The sequence below is a fragment of the Enterobacter hormaechei ATCC 49162 genome (genome assembly GCF_001875655.1).
GTDB lineage: Bacteria > Pseudomonadota > Gammaproteobacteria > Enterobacterales > Enterobacteriaceae > Enterobacter > Enterobacter hormaechei.
Genome location: NZ_MKEQ01000001.1, coordinates 3,666,706 through 3,684,187 on the forward strand (window position 1 = coordinate 3,666,706; position 17,482 = coordinate 3,684,187).

Genomic DNA, 17,482 nt, shown 5'->3' on the forward strand with positions numbered 1-17,482 from the left:
CATATGAACATTTTACTTACTGGTGGTGCTGGATATATTGGTAGCCATATCGCAGTAGAGTTAATCCACGAAGATTATAATGTTTTTTTATTTGATAATCTTTCTAATTCAAAAGATATTGTTGTAGAAAAAATATATCAAATCACTGGTAAAAAACCTTTCCTTTACAAGGGGGATTTATTATCATTTGATGAATTACAATCTTTTTTTTCTAAATATAAAATTGATCAGGTGATCCATTTAGGCGCTTTAAAATCAGTAGGTGAGTCAGTTGGTGAGCCTATCAAGTATTATCTTAATAATATAACTGGTACTTTAAATTTAGTTAAGGTTATGGATTGTTTTGGGGTTAGGGATCTTATATTTAGTTCATCAGCAACTGTTTATGGGAATCCTAAATCGTTACCATTGACTGAGTCCTCGCCTACAGGTGAAGTCCAAAACCCCTATGGGTATACTAAATTAATGGTTGAACATATTTTAGAAGATTTATGTCGTTCCAATTCAGAATGGAATATTACTTCTTTGAGATATTTCAATCCAGTAGGTGCTCACCCTAGTGGATTAATTGGAGAAGATCCACATGACATTCCTAACAATATCCTCCCATACATTACACAGGTAGCTATCGGTAGACGAGAGCAGCTATGTATTTTTGGGGATGACTATGATACTAAAGATGGCACTGGTGTGCGCGATTACATTCATGTTCAAGATCTTGCTTTAGGGCATATAGCTGCATTAAAAAGAATAAAAAAACAAAATAAGTATCAAGTATATAATTTAGGTACAGGAAGGGGGTATTCAGTACTCGAACTAATACACACTTTCGAGAAAATTAATCGTATATCAATTCCATACCTAATAACAGAACGACGTGAAGGGGATATTGCTGAATGCTGGTCTTCCCCTGCCCTTGCTGAACAAGAGCTGGGATGGCGAGCTTGTAAAACATTAGACGATATGTTGCAGGATGCATGGAATTTTCAAGTTAAAAACCCTAACGGTATGAAATAAAAATAGTTATTTAACATGTTATTTATTGATGTGTTATCATCTTAAGCATTTACAGTGATTCTTAATGACAATCAAATTTCATAGGAGTAAAGCATGTCCAAGCAACAGATCGGCGTTGTCGGTATGGCAGTGATGGGGCGCAACCTGGCGCTCAACATCGAAAGCCGTGGTTATACCGTCTCCGTTTTCAACCGCTCCCGTGATAAGACCGAAGAAGTCATCGCTGAGAATCCAGGCAAAAAACTGGTTCCTTTCTATACGGTTAAAGAGTTCGTTGAGTCTCTGGAAACACCTCGTCGTATCCTGTTAATGGTGAAAGCGGGCGCAGGTACCGACGCTGCTATCGATTCACTGAAACCGTATCTGGATAAAGGCGACATCATTATTGATGGCGGTAATACCTTCTTCCACGACACCATTCGTCGTAACCGTGAGCTGTCTGCTGAAGGCTTCAACTTCATTGGTACTGGCGTATCCGGCGGTGAAGAGGGCGCCCTGAAAGGTCCATCTATCATGCCTGGCGGTCAGAAAGAAGCGTACGAACTGGTCGCGCCCATCCTGACCAAAATCGCAGCCGTAGCTGAAGACGGCGAGCCGTGCGTGACCTATATCGGTCCTGATGGCGCTGGTCATTACGTGAAAATGGTTCACAACGGCATTGAATATGGCGACATGCAGCTGATTGCTGAAGCCTACTCTCTGCTGAAAGGTGGCCTGAACCTCTCCAACGAAGAACTCGCAGAGACCTTCACCGAGTGGAACAAAGGCGAACTGAACAGCTATCTGATCGACATCACCAAAGATATCTTCACCAAGAAAGATGAAGAGGGTAAATACCTGGTCGATGTGATTCTTGACGAAGCGGCGAACAAAGGTACCGGTAAATGGACCAGCCAGAGCTCTCTGGACCTGGGTGAACCGCTGTCTCTGATCACCGAATCCGTATTTGCACGTTATATCTCTTCTCTGAAAGAGCAGCGCGTAGCGGCATCTAAAGTGCTGTCTGGCCCGCAGGCTAAACCCGCTGGTGATAAAGCGGAGTTCGTAGAAAAAGTCCGTCGCGCGCTGTATCTGGGTAAAATCGTCTCTTACGCGCAGGGCTTCTCTCAGCTGCGTGCGGCATCTGACGAGAACAACTGGGATCTGAACTACGGTGAGATTGCGAAGATCTTCCGTGCCGGCTGTATCATTCGCGCTCAGTTCCTGCAAAAAATCACCGATGCCTATGCTGAGAATGCGGGTATCGCAAACCTTCTGCTGGCACCTTACTTCAAACAAATTGCTGACGAATATCAGCAGGCGCTGCGTGATGTGGTTGCGTACGCCGTGCAGAATGGTATCCCGGTTCCGACCTTCTCCGCTGCGGTGGCGTACTATGACAGCTATCGCGCTGCCGTTCTGCCAGCGAACCTGATTCAGGCACAGCGTGACTACTTCGGTGCGCATACCTACAAGCGTACGGATAAAGAAGGTGTGTTCCACACCGAATGGCTGGATTAATATACGGTTAGCCATGCCATCAAGCCCGGTAGAGATACCGGGCTTTTTTATCTTGCCCGTTCCACCTACTATTTAATGGAATAGATTACGTGAAAATTCTAGTTACTGGCGGTGCCGGTTTTATCGGTTCCGCGGTTATCCGACATATTATTAGCAATACTCGGGATAGCGTTGTTAACGTTGATAAATTGACCTATGCCGGTAATCTGGAATCCTTGCGTGAAGTAAGCGATAGCGAACGCTATGTTTTTGAGTATGCCGATATATGTGATAAAGAGGCAATGGCGCGTATTTTTGCTACCCATCAGCCTGATGCGATAATGCACCTGGCTGCCGAGAGCCATGTTGATCGTTCTATTACCGGTCCCGCTGCGTTTATTGAAACCAATATTGTTGGCACGTATATTCTGTTAGAAACAAGTCGTGCTTACTGGTCTTCACTGGACGAGGCAGCAAAATCCGCCTTCCGTTTCCATCACATTTCAACTGATGAGGTTTACGGCGATCTGCCTCATCCCGATGAACATTATGACTCCACCCCGTTACCGCTGTTTACCGAGAAAACAGCGTACCAGCCAAGCAGCCCTTACTCAGCGTCAAAAGCGTCCAGCGATCATTTAGTTCGAGCCTGGATACGCACCTATGGTTTACCTGGGATTGTGACAAATTGTTCGAATAATTATGGCCCATACCACTTTCCTGAAAAGCTGATCCCTCTTGTTATCCTTAATGCGCTGGATAATAAACCATTGCCGATCTACGGTAAGGGCGATCAAATTCGTGACTGGTTATACGTTGAAGACCATGCTCGTGCACTGTATACGGTTCTGACCACGGGTAAGCCGGGAGAAACCTATAATATTGGCGGCCATAACGAGAAGAAAAATATTGAAGTCGTTCAGACAATTTGTGATCTGCTCGATGACATGGTACCGAAAGAAACATCCTATCGCGCACAAATTACTTATGTCGCGGACCGACCAGGTCACGACAGACGTTATGCAATTGATGCTCATAAAATTAGCGACGAGCTCGGATGGACTCCTCTGGAAACCTTTGAAAGCGGCATCCGTAAAACGGTTAAATGGTATTTGAATAACCAGGAGTGGGTATCCAATGTGAAAAGCGGCGCCTATAAGAGCTGGATTGAGCAGAATTATGGGGAGCGTAAGTAAATGACGAAACGTAAAGGGATTATATTAGCTGGCGGATCGGGTACACGTCTTTATCCCGTGACTATGGCCGTAAGTAAGCAATTGTTGCCAATTTACGATAAGCCAATGATCTATTATCCGCTCTCTACGCTTATGCTGGCAGGTATACGGGATATTCTGATTATCAGCACGCCCCAGGACACTCCCCGTTTTGAACAACTTCTCGGAAACGGTAACCAGTGGGGGTTGCATATTCAGTACAAAGTGCAACCAAGTCCTGATGGACTGGCACAAGCTTTTATTCTGGGTGAAGAGTTTATCGGTGAGGATAATTGTGCGTTGGTATTAGGCGATAATATTTTCTACGGACACGATCTCCCCAGACTGCTTGAAGGCGCAGCAAGCCAGCAAGAGGGGGCGACGGTTTTCGCCTATCACGTCAGCGACCCGGAACGCTATGGCGTCGTTGAGTTTGATAAAGACGGCACCGCGATTGGCCTTGAAGAGAAACCTCAACAGCCCAAGAGTAATTACGCAATAACCGGTCTCTATTTTTACGACAACGATGTGATTGAGATGGCCAAAAGTTTATCGCCGTCCGAGCGCGGTGAACTGGAAATTACCGACATCAACCGCATCTATATGCAGCAGGGACGGTTGTCCGTCGCGATGATGAGACGCGGTTACGCCTGGCTGGATACCGGAACGCATCAAAGTATGATCGAGGCGAGCAATTTTATTGCCACTATCGAAGAGCGACAGGGTCTCAAGGTATCTTGCCCTGAAGAGATCGCATTCCGTCGAGGCTTTATCGATGCTGAACAACTTCGGATACTCGCTGAGCCACTGAAGAAGACCGGATATGGTCAATATCTGCTGAATCTGACCAAGGGATTAGTCTGATTTGACGCAGTAAGCAGTTTCCCCCTGCTTACTGTCGAGTGCCCTTTAACGTCTTATTGTTGCTGTAAAACAGCTGCTTTGCTTAGTGTAATGATAAGCCGTTTTGGTGAGCAAAAACATTTTTCAAAAATCCTGAAACCTTGACAGTGAATGAGTATTAGCGCTAAAAAACTCCTAGTTAATCATTGTGGTGGCCGTTATATGGCTATCAAAAACTCAAACGTGTAGAAGTCAAACAAATGAAAATAACTATCTCCGGAACAGGCTATGTTGGTCTCTCAAACGGTATTCTGATTGCACAAAACCATGAAGTGGTTGCGCTGGATATCGTGCAGGCAAAAGTGGACATGCTTAACCAGAAGAAGTCCCCGATCGTCGATAAAGAGATTGAAGAATACCTCGCGACCAAACCGCTGAACTTCCGCGCCACCACGGACAAAGAAGATGCCTACCGCGATGCGGATTTCGTCATCATCGCCACGCCAACCGACTACGATCCTAAAACCAACTACTTCAATACCTCTACCGTTGAAGCGGTGATCAAAGACGTTACGGCAATCAACCCTAACGCGGTGATGATCATCAAATCGACGATTCCAGTGGGCTTCACCAAATCGATTAAAGAAGAGTTGGGTATTGATAATGTCTTCTTCTCGCCGGAATTTCTCCGCGAGGGCAGGGCGTTATACGATAACCTGCACCCATCCCGTATCGTGATTGGCGAGCGTTCCGAGCGTGCAGAGCGTTTTGCTGCGTTGCTTCAGGAAGGCGCAATCAAAAAAGACGTGCCGGTGCTGTTCACAGATTCCACAGAAGCTGAGGCCATTAAGCTTTTCGCCAATACCTATCTGGCGATGCGTGTGGCTTACTTCAACGAGCTGGACAGCTATGCCGAGAGCCTGGGGCTGAACACCCGTCAGATCATCGAGGGCGTGTGTCTTGACCCGCGTATCGGCAACCATTACAACAACCCGTCCTTCGGTTACGGTGGCTACTGCCTGCCAAAAGATACCAAGCAGCTGCTGGCTAACTATCAGGCAGTGCCGAATAACCTGATTTCCGCGATTGTGGATGCTAACCGTACGCGTAAAGACTTCATATCTGACTCCATTCTTGCGCGTCAGCCGAAAGTAGTGGGCGTGTATCGTCTGATCATGAAGAGCGGTTCCGATAACTTCCGCGCTTCTTCCATTCAGGGGATCATGAAGCGTATTAAGGCGAAGGGCGTGCAGGTCATTATTTATGAACCGGCCATGCAAGAAGACGAGTTCTTCCACTCTCGCGTCATTCGCGATCTGGATGCATTCAAGAAAGAAGCGGATGTAATTATCTCCAACCGTATGGCGGAAGAGCTGGCGGACGTGAAAGATAAAGTTTACACCCGCGATTTGTTCGGCAGCGATTGATTAAAATCGTGATATAAAAAAACCCGGCACTTTGCCGGGTTTTTTGTTTTTAAACATTATAGAAGTTGCGGTACCAGTCGACGAAGTTTTTCACGCCCTCTTTGACTGAGGTTTGTGGTGTAAACCCAATGACGTCGTACAGCGCTTTGGTGTCTGCACTGGTCTCCAGTACGTCACCTGGCTGGATCGGCATCATATTTTTCACCGCTTCTTTGCCCAGCGCCTCTTCAAGCGCGGTGATGTAATCCATCAGTTCGACAGGTGAACTGTTACCGATATTGTACACGCGATACGGGGCAGAGCTGGTTGCTGGCGAACCGGTTTCGACTGTCCAGTCGGCATCGGCCTGAGGAATAACGTCCTGCAAGCGAATAATCGCTTCCGCAATATCATCAATATAGGTGAAGTCGCGCTTCATCTTGCCGTAGTTGTATACGTCGATGCTGTTGCCTTCAATCATGGCTTTGGTGAATTTAAACAGCGCCATGTCCGGGCGTCCCCACGGGCCATACACGGTAAAGAAGCGCAGGCCAGTGGTCGGCAGATTATACAGATGCGAATAGGTATGCGACATCAGCTCATTGGCTTTTTTGGTTGCCGCATACAGGGATACCGGATGGTCTACGGAGTCGTCAGTAGAAAACGGCATCTTACGGTTAAGGCCGTAAACGGAACTGGATGACGCATACAGAAGATGCTGAACCTTGTTGTGGCGACAGCCTTCCAGCACGTTCAGGTGACCTACCAGGTTAGCATCTGCGTAGGCATGGGGGTTTTCCAGTGAGTAACGAACGCCCGCCTGTGCGGCAAGATGGATCACGCGGTCAAATTTCTCCTCAGCGAAGAGATTTGCCATGCCCTCGCGGTCCGCTAAGTCCAGCTTGTGGAAGGCGAAACTCTCGGATTTGAGCAGTTCGAGGCGAGCGAGCTTGAGGTTAGGGTCATAGTAATCATTCAGGTTATCAATCCCAACAACTTCATGCCCTGCATCAAGCAGGCGCTTGCTGACATGAGAACCGATAAAGCCCGCCGCGCCCGTTACCAGAAATTTCATAACTTCCCTCATATAATCTGTGTTCTTGTTGATGCCAGTGGGCATCAAAGTCCATCTATGATAACGCGTTGGGCTCGACATACATAACCCATCTTTCCGATATAACTCATCGGATTCTTATAGAAAATTCCGCAGCAACAGATACACTATGGAAACAAGATTATGTTTGCCCTTTTTCATCTGTTAGGGATTGTATGACGCAAAACAACAATAACCTGGTCACACGCAGTAATGACCCGGAGCAAATTGATTTACTGGATTTAATGCTACAGCTGTGGCGTGGTAAATGGGTGATTGGAGCATTTGTTGCTGCTCTTATCGTTCTTGCTGGCGTTTACATCACTGTGGCCAAAGAGAAATGGACGTCATCTGCCATCATAGCCCAACCTGATGCGGCTCAAATTGCCACATATTCCAATGCATTGAATATCCTCTATGGCGGTGCTGCACCTTCAATGATGGACATACAGAATCGTGCTATTGGACGTTTTAACACTTCTTTCTCAGCCTTAGCGCAGGCTCTTGAGAATCAGGATGCACCAGAGAAACTAATCATCGAACCAACGGTCAAAGGGCAGTCTTTACCTTTAACCGTAAGCTATCAGAGCGATTCGGCTGAAGCAGCGCAAAAGCAATTAGCTCAGTACATCCAACAGGTTGACGAACAAACGGCTAAAGAACTGACGCTTGACCTCAGAGACAACCTCAAGCAGCAGATCACAACCCTGAACGACTCCCTTCAGAACCAGGAAAAAGTGGCTCAGGAGCAAAAGGATCTGCGTATTAAGCAGATTTCTGAAGCGCTTAAGGACGCGGAAGCCGCGAAAATTAGCACACCGCAGCTTCAGCAAACTCAGGATGTTACTCAGGAAACCATGTTCCTACTGGGTACCGTAGCGCTCAAATCAATGGTCGATAACGAAGCATCCCGTCCGCTGATCTTCCCTGGCTCTTACTATCAGACCAAAAAGAATTTACTGGATATTCAGAATCTCAACATTATTCCAGACACTATTCACGTCTATCGTTACGTCATGAAACCGAATTTGCCTATTTATCGTGACAGCCCTAAGAAAGCCATCACCCTCATCCTTGCCGTTCTCCTCGGCGGGATCATCGGTTCTGCTGTCGTCCTTGGCCGTAACGCGCTGAGAAACTACAAACCAAGAGCCTGATGTACACATAAAAAAAGACCGGGTTTCCCCGGTCTTTTTTATTTATGCCGATTCCGCAAATTCTCAATCACCGTCGTCAAATCCAGCTCCTGATCCTGAAGCAGCACCAGCAGGTGATACATCAAATCCGACGCTTCGTTCGTCAGCTCCTCCCGGTCATGCACGGTGGCCGCCAGCGCCGTTTCAACGCCTTCCTCGCCCACTTTCTGCGCAATACGCTTGGTGCCACTGGCGTACAGCTTCGCCGTGTATGAGCTCTCAGGATCCGCTGACTTACGCTCTGCCAGCAGTTGTTCCAGTTGATAGAGGAACAGCCACTGGTGGCTCGCCTCGCCGAAGCAGCTGCTGGTGCCTTTATGGCAGGTCGGCCCAATCGGGTTGACCAGCACCAGCAGGGTGTCGTTGTCGCAGTCTGGCGTAATGCTGACCATGTTCAGGAAGTGGCCCGAGGTTTCCCCTTTCGTCCACAGGCGCTGTTTGGTGCGCGAGAAAAATGTCACCTTGCCGCTGTCGAGCGTTTTTGCCAGTGCCTCCTGGTTCATGTATCCCAGCATCAGCACTTCGCCTGAAACGGCATGCTGTACAACCACCGGCAGTAATCCGTCAGTTTTTTCCCAGTCCAGCTGCGCCTGTTGTTGCTCTGTTAACATACCCTGATCTCCACGCCCTGGTCGGCCAGGTACGTTTTTAACTCACCAATATTGATAATCTGTTTGTGGAACACCGAAGCGGCCAGCGCGCCGTCTACGTTCGCATCGCGGAAGGCTTCAAGGAAGTGTTCCATGGTGCCCGCGCCGCCGGAGGCAATCAGCGGCACGTGGCAGACCGCGCGCACTTTTTTCAGCTGCTCCAGGTCGTAACCGTTGCGTACGCCGTCCTGGTTCATCATGTTCAGCACGATTTCACCCGCACCGCGTTTTTGCACTTCCTGCACCCAGTCCAGCGTCTCCCATTGGGTGATACGCGTGCGGCTTTCGTCGCCGGTATACTGGTTGACGTGATATTTGCCCGTCGCGGCATCAAACCAGGTGTCGATCCCCACGACAATGCACTGCACGCCAAAGCGATCCGCCAGACGCGTAATCAGCTCAGGCTCTGCGAGCGCAGGAGAGTTAATGGAAATTTTGTCCGCACCGAAAGAGAGAATTTTCGCCGCATCGTCAGCAGATTTGATCCCGCCCGCCACGCAGAAAGGAATATCAATCACCTCTGCCACGCGCGCCACCCAGCTTTTGTCCACCACGCGGCCATCACTGGAGGCGGTGATATCGTAAAATACCAGTTCGTCTGCGCCTTCTTCGGCATAGCGTTTAGCCAGGGGAACAATGTCGCCAATGATCTCGTGGTTGCGGAACTGCACGCCTTTTACAACCTGACCATCACGCACGTCCAGGCAGGGAATTATCCGTTTTGCCAGCATTGAATCGCCTCCTTCACCGTAAATTTGCCTTCCAGCAGCGCGCGACCCACGATCACGCCGCGTACACCGGTTCCGCGCAGAGCGGCAATATCCGCCAGGTCGCCGATACCGCCAGAGGACTGAAACGCCACCTGCGGATAACGCGCGCAAACCTCTTCATACAGCGAGACGTTGGATCCAGCGAGCGTCCCGTCGCGTGAAATATCCGTGCACAGGACGTGCTTCAGCCCCACGGGGAGATACATCTCAACCAGCTCTTCCAGCGTCACGCCGGAGTTTTCCTGCCAGCCGCTGACCGCGACCTGCTTGTTACCCTGCGCGTCAATGCGCACATCCAGCGCCAGCACCAGCGCATCCGCGCCGAAGCGGCGGAACCAGCCCTGGACACTCTCAGGATCTTTTACCGCCGTCGAACCGACCACCACACGCGCCACGCCCGCGTCCAGTAAAGCAGCAACATCGTCTTCCGTACGCACGCCGCCGCCAACCTGCACGGGAACGTTCACGCCAGCCACCAGTGTTTTAAGCAGCGGGATCTGGCGCTTCGCCGGATCCTTCGCGCCGGTCAGATCGACCAGGTGCAATACCTCAGCGCCCTCGGCGGCGTAAGCCTGTAATCGCGGGAGCGGGTCGTTGCCGTAGTCGCGCTGCTGTCCGTAATCGCCCTGATGAAGACGAACAACCGTGCCGTCAATTAAATCTAAAGCGGGAATTATCATCACATCTCCAGGAAATTTTTCAGCAGCTGCGCGCCAGCGGCACCGGAGCGTTCCGGGTGAAATTGCACGCCGTAAAAATTATCTTTCTGTACTGCGGCGGTGAACGCCTCGCCGTAATTGCACTGGGCGATAGTGCAGGTATTCACCGGCATGGCGTAGCTGTGGACGAAGTAGAAGTACGCGCCATCTTCGATACCCTGGAACAGCCTGTTGCCCGCTTTCGGATAAACGCGGTTCCAGCCCATGTGCGGCAGCGGGAGGCCGTGGTCGGTCATTTTCGGCACGTCTTCTTCAATAATGCCCAGCAGATCAACGCCGTTGCTCTCTTCGCTGCGTCGTCCAAGCAGCTGCATGCCGAGGCAAATGCCCAGCACCGGTTGAGTACAGGCTTTGATGAGATCAACCAGCTCGCGCTCATGGATCTGATCCATCGCCGCCTGGGCGGTGCCAACGCCCGGCAGAAAAAGTTTATCCGCGCGCAGCACCACGTCCGGGTCGCGGCTCACCACCGGCTCATAGCCGTGGCGCATAATCGCCGACTGTACCGAGTTCAGGTTGGCGCATCCGGTATCCAGAATCACCACATTCATTACAGCACTCCTTTCGACGAGGGCAGGGCGTCACCTTCCACGCGGATCGCCTGGCGCAGGGTGCGGCCAAAGGCTTTAAACAGGCTCTCGACGCGGTGGTGATCGTTTTTGCCTTTGGTTTTCAGGTGCAGCGTCAGGCCCATGGTGTAAGAAAGCGAGCGGAAAAAGTGCTCCACCATCTCGGTGCTGAGATCGCCCACGCGCTGGTAGGTAAAGTCGGCTTTGTATTCGAGATGCGGCCGCCCGGAGATATCCATCGCGCAGCGCGCCAGGCATTCGTCCATCGGCAGAACAAAGCCGAAGCGGTTGATGCCGCGCTTGTCGCCGAGCGCCAGCTTCAGGGCTTCGCCCAGCGCCAGCCCGGTATCTTCCACGGTGTGGTGATCGTCGATATACAGGTCGCCCTTAACGGTGATCTCCATGCGGAAGCCGCCGTGAGTGGCGATTTGATCCAGCATGTGGTCGAAGAAACCGACCCCGGTGTGGATCTTGCTGCCGCCTTCGCGATCGAGCCAGACCTTCACATCGATCTGCGTCTCTTTGGTGTTGCGTTCAACATGGGAATAGCGGTCGCGTCTGGTGAGCTGCTCGCCAATCATCGCCCAGTTTAGCGTGTCGCGGTTATAGCGCAGGCCCGCGATGCCCATGTTTTCCGCCAGCGTGATATCCGTGACGCGATCGCCGATGACGTAGCTGTTAGCTTTATCCAGCGCCGCTTCCGCCAGATAACGTTCAACAAGCTTCACTTTTGGCTTGCGGCAGTCGCACTCGTCGGCAGGCATATGCGGGCAGATCAGCACCTCGTCGAAGGCGATGCCCTGGGAGGTCAGTACCTGCATCATCAGGTTGTGCGGGCCGTCAAAGTCCGCCTGCGGGAAGCTGTCGGTGCCCAGACCGTCCTGGTTGGTGATCATCACCAGCTTATAGCCCGCTTTCTTAAGCTTCAGCAGCACCGGGATCACCTCGGGCTCAAAGGCCAGCTTGTCGAAACGGTCGACCTGAAAATCGCTGGGTGGCTCCGAGATAATGGTGCCGTCACGATCGATAAAGAGATACTTCTGACTCATACTTTCTCCGCTTTCAGGGCGTCAATCACGCGCTGGCTCTCTGCACGGGTGCCGACGGTAATACGCAGGCAGCCGCTCAGGGTAGGTTGTTTATTCTGGTCTCGTAAGATAATGCCCTGATCCCACAACGATTTAAATATCGCACTTGAGGCGGTGAAGCGCACCAGGATGTAGTTGGTTTCCGAGTCGAATACCTGCTCCACGCACGGAATCGTTTTCAGGGCATCGACAAGATACTGACGTTCTTCCAGGATCTGCGCCACACGCTTGCGCATCGCGCTGATGCCCTGCGGAGCCAGCGCCTGTGCCGCAATATCGGCAACCGGCGTTGAGAGCGGATACGGGGCGATGACTTTCAGCAGCAGGTCGATAACCGCTTTATTCGCCAGCGTAAATCCGCAGCGAAGCCCGGCGAGGGCGAAGGCTTTGGAAAGCGTACGCAACACAACGAGATGCGGATACTCCTCAAGCCAGCCTGCCAGCGTCGCCTGTGGGCAGAACTCAATATAGGCTTCGTCGGCTACGACCAGCGCCTTGCCGCGCGTCATCTCCAGCAGGGTGCGGATATCCTGCGGATGAATAATCTGCCCGGTGGGGTTGTTCGGACTACAGACAAACACCACCTTCACGCCGTCGAGGTTATCGGCGATGCCCTGCAAATCCAGCTGCCAGTTGTCCAGCGCCTGCACGTTGCGGCAGGCCACGCCAAAGGTTTCGGCGCTGACGCTGTACATCCCGTAGGTGGGCTGGCAGTACATCACCGCATCTTTACCCGGCTCACAGAAGGCGCGGATCAGCAGCTCGATCCCTTCATCCGCCCCACGGCTGACCAGCACCTGCTCAGGCTTCACGCCCGCGTACTGTGCGTAGTTCTCGATCACCGCTTTCGGCTGACACTCCGGGTAGCGGTTCAGCGTCTGCTGCGACAGCTCAAAGGCCACCGCGGTGGGATATTCGTTGGCATTCAGCCAAACGTCGCCGTTCCCGCCCAGACGACGCGCAGACTGATAGGGCGTCAGGCGACGGACATTTTCGCGGGCTAATTCTTCGATGTTCATGCTTGCTCCTTCAGGGCGGCAACGCGCAGCGTCACGGCATTTTTGTGGGCAGTCAGGCGCTCGGCGGCGGCCAGGGTTTCAATAGTAGAAGCCAGTGACGCAAACCCTTCGCGGGAGAGTTCCTGCACGGTCATACGCTTCTGGAAATCCGCCAGTCCCAGGCTGGAGCAGGTTGAGGTATAACCATACGTCGGCAGCACGTGGTTGGTGCCGGAGGCGTAATCCCCGGCGGATTCCGGGGACCAGTCGCCGAGGAAGACCGAGCCTGCGCTGGTTATGCTGTCGACCAGATCGCGCGCGTTGCGGGTCTGAATGATCAGGTGTTCCGGCCCATACTGGTTGGAGATGGCGATGCACTGGTCGAGATCCCGGGCCACAATCAGGCGGCTGGCAGACAACGCCTGACGCGCCGTTTCCGCACGCGGCAGGTCAGCCAGCTGACGCTCCACGGCGTCGCCCACGCGTTTTGCCATGTCGGCATCTGGCGTCAGTAAAATCACCTGGGAGTCAGGGCCGTGCTCGGCCTGCGAGAGCAGGTCAGAGGCCACGAAATCCGGGGTGGCGCCGCTGTCGGCAATCACCAGCACCTCAGACGGACCGGCAGGCATATCAATCGCCGCGCCGTCCAGACGCTGGCTGACCTGGCGCTTCGCTTCGGTCACGTACGCATTGCCCGGGCCAAAGATTTTGTCGACCTTTGGAATGGATTCCGTGCCGAACGCCAGGGCGGAAATCGCCTGCGCACCGCCCACTTTATAGATCGCCTGCACGCCGCACAGCTTCGCCGCATACAGAATTTCATCGGCGATCGGTGGCGGAGAGCAGAGCACCACCTTCTGACAACCGGCAATACGTGCCGGAGTGGCCAGCATCAGGACAGTCGAAAACAGCGGGGCAGAGCCGCCAGGAATATAGAGACCGACGGACGCCACCGGGCGCGTCACCTGCTGGCAGCGCACGCCGGGCAGGGTTTCCACATCCACCGCCTGCAATTTTTGCGCGGTGTGGAAGGTATCAATATTTTTTACCGCGACGGCCATCGCCTGTTTGATCTCATCCCCAAGGCGGCTTTCCGCCCCGGCGATCTCCTGCGCAGTGACCTGTAACGCGCCGACCTCAGTTTTATCAAACTTCGCGCTGTACTCGCGCAGCGCGTCGTCCCCGCGGGCTTTGACGTTATCGAGGATCTCCGCCACGGTGCGGGTGATGCTCTCCGAGGCGGAAATTGCCGGGCGCATCAGCAGCTCGCGCTGTTGCGCGTCGCTACAGGTATTCCAGTCGATGATTGTGTTAAAACTCATGGTCGTTACTCCATCATCTTCTCAATTGGCAGCACCAGAATAGAGCTTGCGCCCAGCGCCTTCAGTTTTTCCATGGTTTCCCAGAACAGGGTTTCACTGCTGACCATGTGCATCGCCACGCGTTGCTGGTCGCCCGCCAGCGGCAGAATGGTTGGACGCTCTGCGCCTGGCAGCAGGGCAATCACCTCCTCCAGACGCTCGGTTGGCGCATGCATCATGATGTATTTGGATTCGCGCGCCTGAATCACGCCCTGAATACGGGTCAGCAGCTTGTCGATGAGCTGTTGTTTGGCCTCAGCCATCTCGCCGTCGCGCTGGATAAGGCACGCTTTGGAGCGGTAGATCACTTCCACTTCGCGCAGGCCGTTCGCTTCCAGCGTGGCGCCGGTGGAGACCAGGTCACAGATGGCATCGGCCAGGCCCGCACGCGGCGCCACTTCTACAGAGCCATTCAGCAGACAGGATTTAAACTGCACGCCTTTTTGATCGAGGTAACGCTTCAGCAGGTGAGGGTAAGAGGTGGCAATACGTTTGCCGTTCAGCGCGGCCGGGCCGTCCCAGGCTTCGTCGACCGGCGTGGCCAGCGACAGGCGGCAGCCGCCGAAGTCCAGACGACGCAGGGTAAAGTAGCGTGGATCTTCGCCCTGCGCGCGGCGGGTTAATAACTCTTCTTCCAGGACGTTTTCACCGATGATGCCGAGATCAACGACGCCATCCATCACCAGACCCGGGATATCGTCATCACGTACGCGCAGAATGTCGATCGGCATATTTTCAGCCAGTGCGATCAGACGCTGGGTGTGCAGGTTAATTTTAATCCCGCAGCGGGCCAGCAGTTCGCGTGAATCGTCGCTTAAACGGCCTGATTTTTGAATAGCTATGCGTAAACGTGAGTTATCTAACATTCTGTGTTCCTCGTTATCCTGTTTTAACCTGTCTGAATGCGGTCCAAAAAAAAGCCCCCGGAAGAAGATCTTCCGGGGGCTTTTTCATGCGTTCATGCACCACTGGAAGATCCAAACGTCTTCCAGCACACATCGCCTGAAAGACTAGTCAGGATGATGGTGATGATGGTGATTTTTAAAAGGAACGCGTGTCATATAAATTCTCGTTGAATGCTTATGCATTTGATGTCTTTTAACCTAAACCAGTTGTACGCCATAAAGCAAGGGCTTTTTTTGATCATTAATTCATTTCATATTGATGGTATGAATTGTGCGTTCCACCAGGCTGGCGTAGCCTTATAACAGGCGTCGTTAAGCGGAGAATGTAATGAAAAAGGTCGCGATTGTCGGGTTAGGTTGGTTAGGAATGCCACTGGCGATGTCATTAGCCGCGAAAGGCTGGCAGGTGACAGGGAGTAAGACCACCCGAGATGGGGTTGAAGCGGCACGCATGTGCGGCATTGATGGTGTCGAGCTGCGTCTCGAACCCGAGCTTATCTGCGATACCGACGAGCTGGATGAACTGATGAATGTGGATGCGTTGGTTATTACCTTACCGGCGCGGCGCAGCGGGCCGGGTGAGACTTTTTACTTGCAGGCGGTGCAGGAGATTGTCGACAGCGCCCTGGCGCACCATATCCCGCGTATCATTTTCACCAGCTCCACCTCCGTCTATGGCGATATCGACGGTACGGCGAAGGAGAACACCGAGCGCCGTCCGGTGACCGCCAGTGGCCGGGTGCTGAAAGAGCTGGAAGACTGGCTGCACAATCTGCCGGGTACGCAGGTTGATATTTTACGCCTGGCCGGGCTGGTGGGGCCGGGGCGTCATCCGGGGCGCTTCTTTGCTGGTAAATCCGCGCCGGATGGCCAGCACGGGGTTAATCTTGTGCATCTTGAAGATGTTATCGGCGCAATAGAATTGCTTTTACAGGCTCCGAAAGGGGGGCACATCTATAATATATGTGCGCCTTCGCATCCGCCGCGCAGCACCTTCTACCCGCTGATGGCGCGCCAGCTGGGTCTGGCGCCGCCGGTATTCAGTGAGGCGCAGGGGGAACGCAAAGGCAAAATTATTGATGGCAATCGTATTTGCCATGAGCTGGGATTTGAATATCAGTATCCCGATCCGCTGGTTATGCCCATGGAATAATTGCGCCAGCGGAGGCAATCGCACACCGCATGGGGGCGAAGATGAAACCGCTGCTGGATGTTCTTGTTATTCTGGATGCGCTGGAAAAAGAGGGGAGCTTTGCTGCCGCCTCAGCGAAGCTCTATAAAACCCCTTCGGCCCTGAGCTATACCGTGCAAAAGCTCGAGAGCGATCTTAATATCCAAATCCTTGACCGCACCGGGCATCGCGCGCGTTTCACCCGTACAGGGCAGATGCTGCTGGAGAAAGGGCGTGACGTGTTGCATACGGTGCGCGAGCTGGAAAAACAGGCCGTCAAACTTCACCAGGGCTGGGAAAATGAGCTGGTGATTGGAGTCGATGATACTTTCCCTTTTTCCCTGCTTACCCCGCTTATAGAGGCGTTCTATCAGCGCCATAGCGTTACGCGTCTGGTGTTTATCAATGGCGTGCTGGGTGGTTCATGGGAGGCCCTGACACAGGGCAGGGCGGATATCATCGTTGGGGCGCTGCATGAGCCTCCTCAGTTGAGTGAATTTGGTTTTGCCCGGCTGGGTGTTCTGGAGCAGATTTTTGCCGTTGCGCCTCATCACCCGCTGGCCAATGAACCGGAGCCTGTTACCCGACGCGTCATTAAAAACTATCGCGCCATTGTGGTTGGAGACAGCTCTCGCCCCGAGTGTGGCATTTCATCGCAGCTGCTGGACGAGCAAGAGGCCATTACCGTTTTTGATTTTAAAACCAAGCTGGAGCTGCAAATAAGCGGCCTGGGGTGCGGTTACCTTCCCCGTTATTTAGCGCAGCGGTTTATTGACAGCGGAGCGCTGGTGGAAAAACAGGTTTTAGCGCAGAGCAGTAACGAATCGGTGTGGGTGGGCTGGAATGAACAAACCGCCGGGCTTGCCAGCGCCTGGTGGCGAGACGAAATTTTAGCAAATAGTGCTATCGCGACAGTTTACACTCAGGCAGATGATGGGAAATCAACCAGTTAGTAAAATAAATTTATGGGCAGGTTTCTCAATGTATTGCCTTTTGTATCTGG

At 52.5% G+C, this 17,482-nt stretch carries 18 protein-coding genes and 1 other annotated feature; of the genes, 8 read left to right on the forward strand and 10 right to left on the reverse strand.

The features are described 5' to 3' along the window. Window positions 1-3: 3 nt before the first annotated feature. The 5 genes from galE to ugd all read left to right on the forward strand — a co-directional run bounded on the left by galE (window position 4) and on the right by ugd (window position 5,980). On the forward strand, window positions 4-1,017 hold the full coding sequence (galE, locus tag BH712_RS18075; RefSeq protein WP_006811222.1) for a UDP-glucose 4-epimerase GalE: 1,014 nt from the start codon (window positions 4-6) through the stop codon (window positions 1,015-1,017). 93 nt (window positions 1,018-1,110) lie between these two features. Then, window positions 1,111-2,517, forward strand: coding sequence for an NADP-dependent phosphogluconate dehydrogenase (gene gndA, locus BH712_RS18080; protein ID WP_006811221.1), 1,407 nt, complete (start codon window positions 1,111-1,113; stop codon window positions 2,515-2,517). Window positions 2,518-2,606: 89 nt separating this feature from the next. Next, a complete protein-coding gene (gene rfbB, locus BH712_RS18085) occupies window positions 2,607-3,692 on the forward strand; it encodes a dTDP-glucose 4,6-dehydratase (protein ID WP_006811220.1) in 1,086 nt (361 codons plus the stop codon). Continuing rightward, on the forward strand, window positions 3,693-4,574 hold the full coding sequence (gene rfbA / locus BH712_RS18090) for a glucose-1-phosphate thymidylyltransferase RfbA (protein WP_006811219.1): 882 nt from the start codon (window positions 3,693-3,695) through the stop codon (window positions 4,572-4,574). A gap of 239 nt (window positions 4,575-4,813) precedes the next feature. Further along, complete coding sequence (ugd, locus tag BH712_RS18095; RefSeq protein WP_032673946.1) at window positions 4,814-5,980, forward strand: UDP-glucose 6-dehydrogenase; 1,167 nt, start codon at window positions 4,814-4,816, stop codon at window positions 5,978-5,980. Between the two features lie 49 nt (window positions 5,981-6,029). On the opposite strand, the gene BH712_RS18100 is transcribed toward ugd, so the two are convergent. Then, window positions 6,030-7,034, reverse strand: a complete 1,005-nt coding sequence (locus BH712_RS18100; RefSeq protein ID WP_032673945.1) for an NAD-dependent epimerase — start codon at window positions 7,032-7,034, stop codon at window positions 6,030-6,032. Between the two features lie 194 nt (window positions 7,035-7,228). Between BH712_RS18100 and wzzB the strand changes: the two genes are divergently transcribed. Then, the gene (wzzB, locus tag BH712_RS18105; RefSeq protein ID WP_006811216.1) at window positions 7,229-8,209 is read left to right on the forward strand and encodes an LPS O-antigen chain length determinant protein WzzB; all 981 of its coding nucleotides are present in this window, start codon (window positions 7,229-7,231) and stop codon (window positions 8,207-8,209) included. 38 nt (window positions 8,210-8,247) lie between these two features. Here the strand turns inward: wzzB and hisIE are convergent, their stop codons facing one another. The 9 genes from hisIE to hisL form a co-directional block, all read right to left on the reverse strand. After that, the gene (hisIE, locus tag BH712_RS18110) at window positions 8,248-8,859 is read right to left on the reverse strand and encodes a bifunctional phosphoribosyl-AMP cyclohydrolase/phosphoribosyl-ATP diphosphatase HisIE (protein WP_006811215.1); all 612 of its coding nucleotides are present in this window, start codon (window positions 8,857-8,859) and stop codon (window positions 8,248-8,250) included. After that, on the reverse strand, window positions 8,853-9,629 hold the full coding sequence (gene hisF, locus BH712_RS18115) for an imidazole glycerol phosphate synthase subunit HisF (protein ID WP_006811214.1): 777 nt from the start codon (window positions 9,627-9,629) through the stop codon (window positions 8,853-8,855). Before hisF ends, hisIE begins: the two co-directional genes overlap by 7 nt. Further along, on the reverse strand, window positions 9,611-10,348 hold the full coding sequence (gene hisA / locus BH712_RS18120; protein ID WP_006811213.1) for a 1-(5-phosphoribosyl)-5-[(5-phosphoribosylamino)methylideneamino]imidazole-4-carboxamide isomerase: 738 nt from the start codon (window positions 10,346-10,348) through the stop codon (window positions 9,611-9,613). The genes hisF and hisA overlap by 19 nt, the downstream gene beginning before the upstream one ends. After that, the gene (gene hisH / locus BH712_RS18125; protein WP_006811212.1) at window positions 10,348-10,938 is read right to left on the reverse strand and encodes an imidazole glycerol phosphate synthase subunit HisH; all 591 of its coding nucleotides are present in this window, start codon (window positions 10,936-10,938) and stop codon (window positions 10,348-10,350) included. Before hisH ends, hisA begins: the two co-directional genes overlap by 1 nt. Further along, complete coding sequence (gene hisB / locus BH712_RS18130) at window positions 10,938-12,005, reverse strand: bifunctional histidinol-phosphatase/imidazoleglycerol-phosphate dehydratase HisB (protein WP_006811211.1); 1,068 nt, start codon at window positions 12,003-12,005, stop codon at window positions 10,938-10,940. The genes hisH and hisB overlap by 1 nt, the downstream gene beginning before the upstream one ends. After that, the gene (gene hisC / locus BH712_RS18135; RefSeq protein WP_006811210.1) at window positions 12,002-13,063 is read right to left on the reverse strand and encodes a histidinol-phosphate transaminase; all 1,062 of its coding nucleotides are present in this window, start codon (window positions 13,061-13,063) and stop codon (window positions 12,002-12,004) included. Before hisC ends, hisB begins: the two co-directional genes overlap by 4 nt. After that, window positions 13,060-14,364, reverse strand: coding sequence for a histidinol dehydrogenase (hisD, locus tag BH712_RS18140; RefSeq protein WP_006811209.1), 1,305 nt, complete (start codon window positions 14,362-14,364; stop codon window positions 13,060-13,062). Before hisD ends, hisC begins: the two co-directional genes overlap by 4 nt. 5 nt (window positions 14,365-14,369) lie before the next feature. Beyond that, complete coding sequence (gene hisG / locus BH712_RS18145) at window positions 14,370-15,269, reverse strand: ATP phosphoribosyltransferase (RefSeq protein WP_006811208.1); 900 nt, start codon at window positions 15,267-15,269, stop codon at window positions 14,370-14,372. A gap of 45 nt (window positions 15,270-15,314) precedes the next feature. Further along, window positions 15,315-15,438: a sequence feature (His leader region), on the reverse strand. Next, window positions 15,414-15,464, reverse strand: coding sequence for a his operon leader peptide (gene hisL / locus BH712_RS24715; protein ID WP_099516347.1), 51 nt, complete (start codon window positions 15,462-15,464; stop codon window positions 15,414-15,416). It overlaps the preceding feature by 25 nt. 172 nt (window positions 15,465-15,636) lie before the next feature. Here hisL and BH712_RS18150 point away from each other — a divergent pair, with 172 nt between their 5' ends. Beyond that, window positions 15,637-16,461, forward strand: coding sequence for an SDR family oxidoreductase (locus BH712_RS18150; protein WP_006811206.1), 825 nt, complete (start codon window positions 15,637-15,639; stop codon window positions 16,459-16,461). 41 nt (window positions 16,462-16,502) lie between these two features. Continuing rightward, window positions 16,503-17,432 (forward strand): LysR substrate-binding domain-containing protein, encoded by a 930-nt coding sequence (locus BH712_RS18155; RefSeq protein ID WP_032673942.1) that lies wholly within the window; start codon window positions 16,503-16,505, stop codon window positions 17,430-17,432. Window positions 17,433-17,482: the final 50 nt, after the last annotated feature.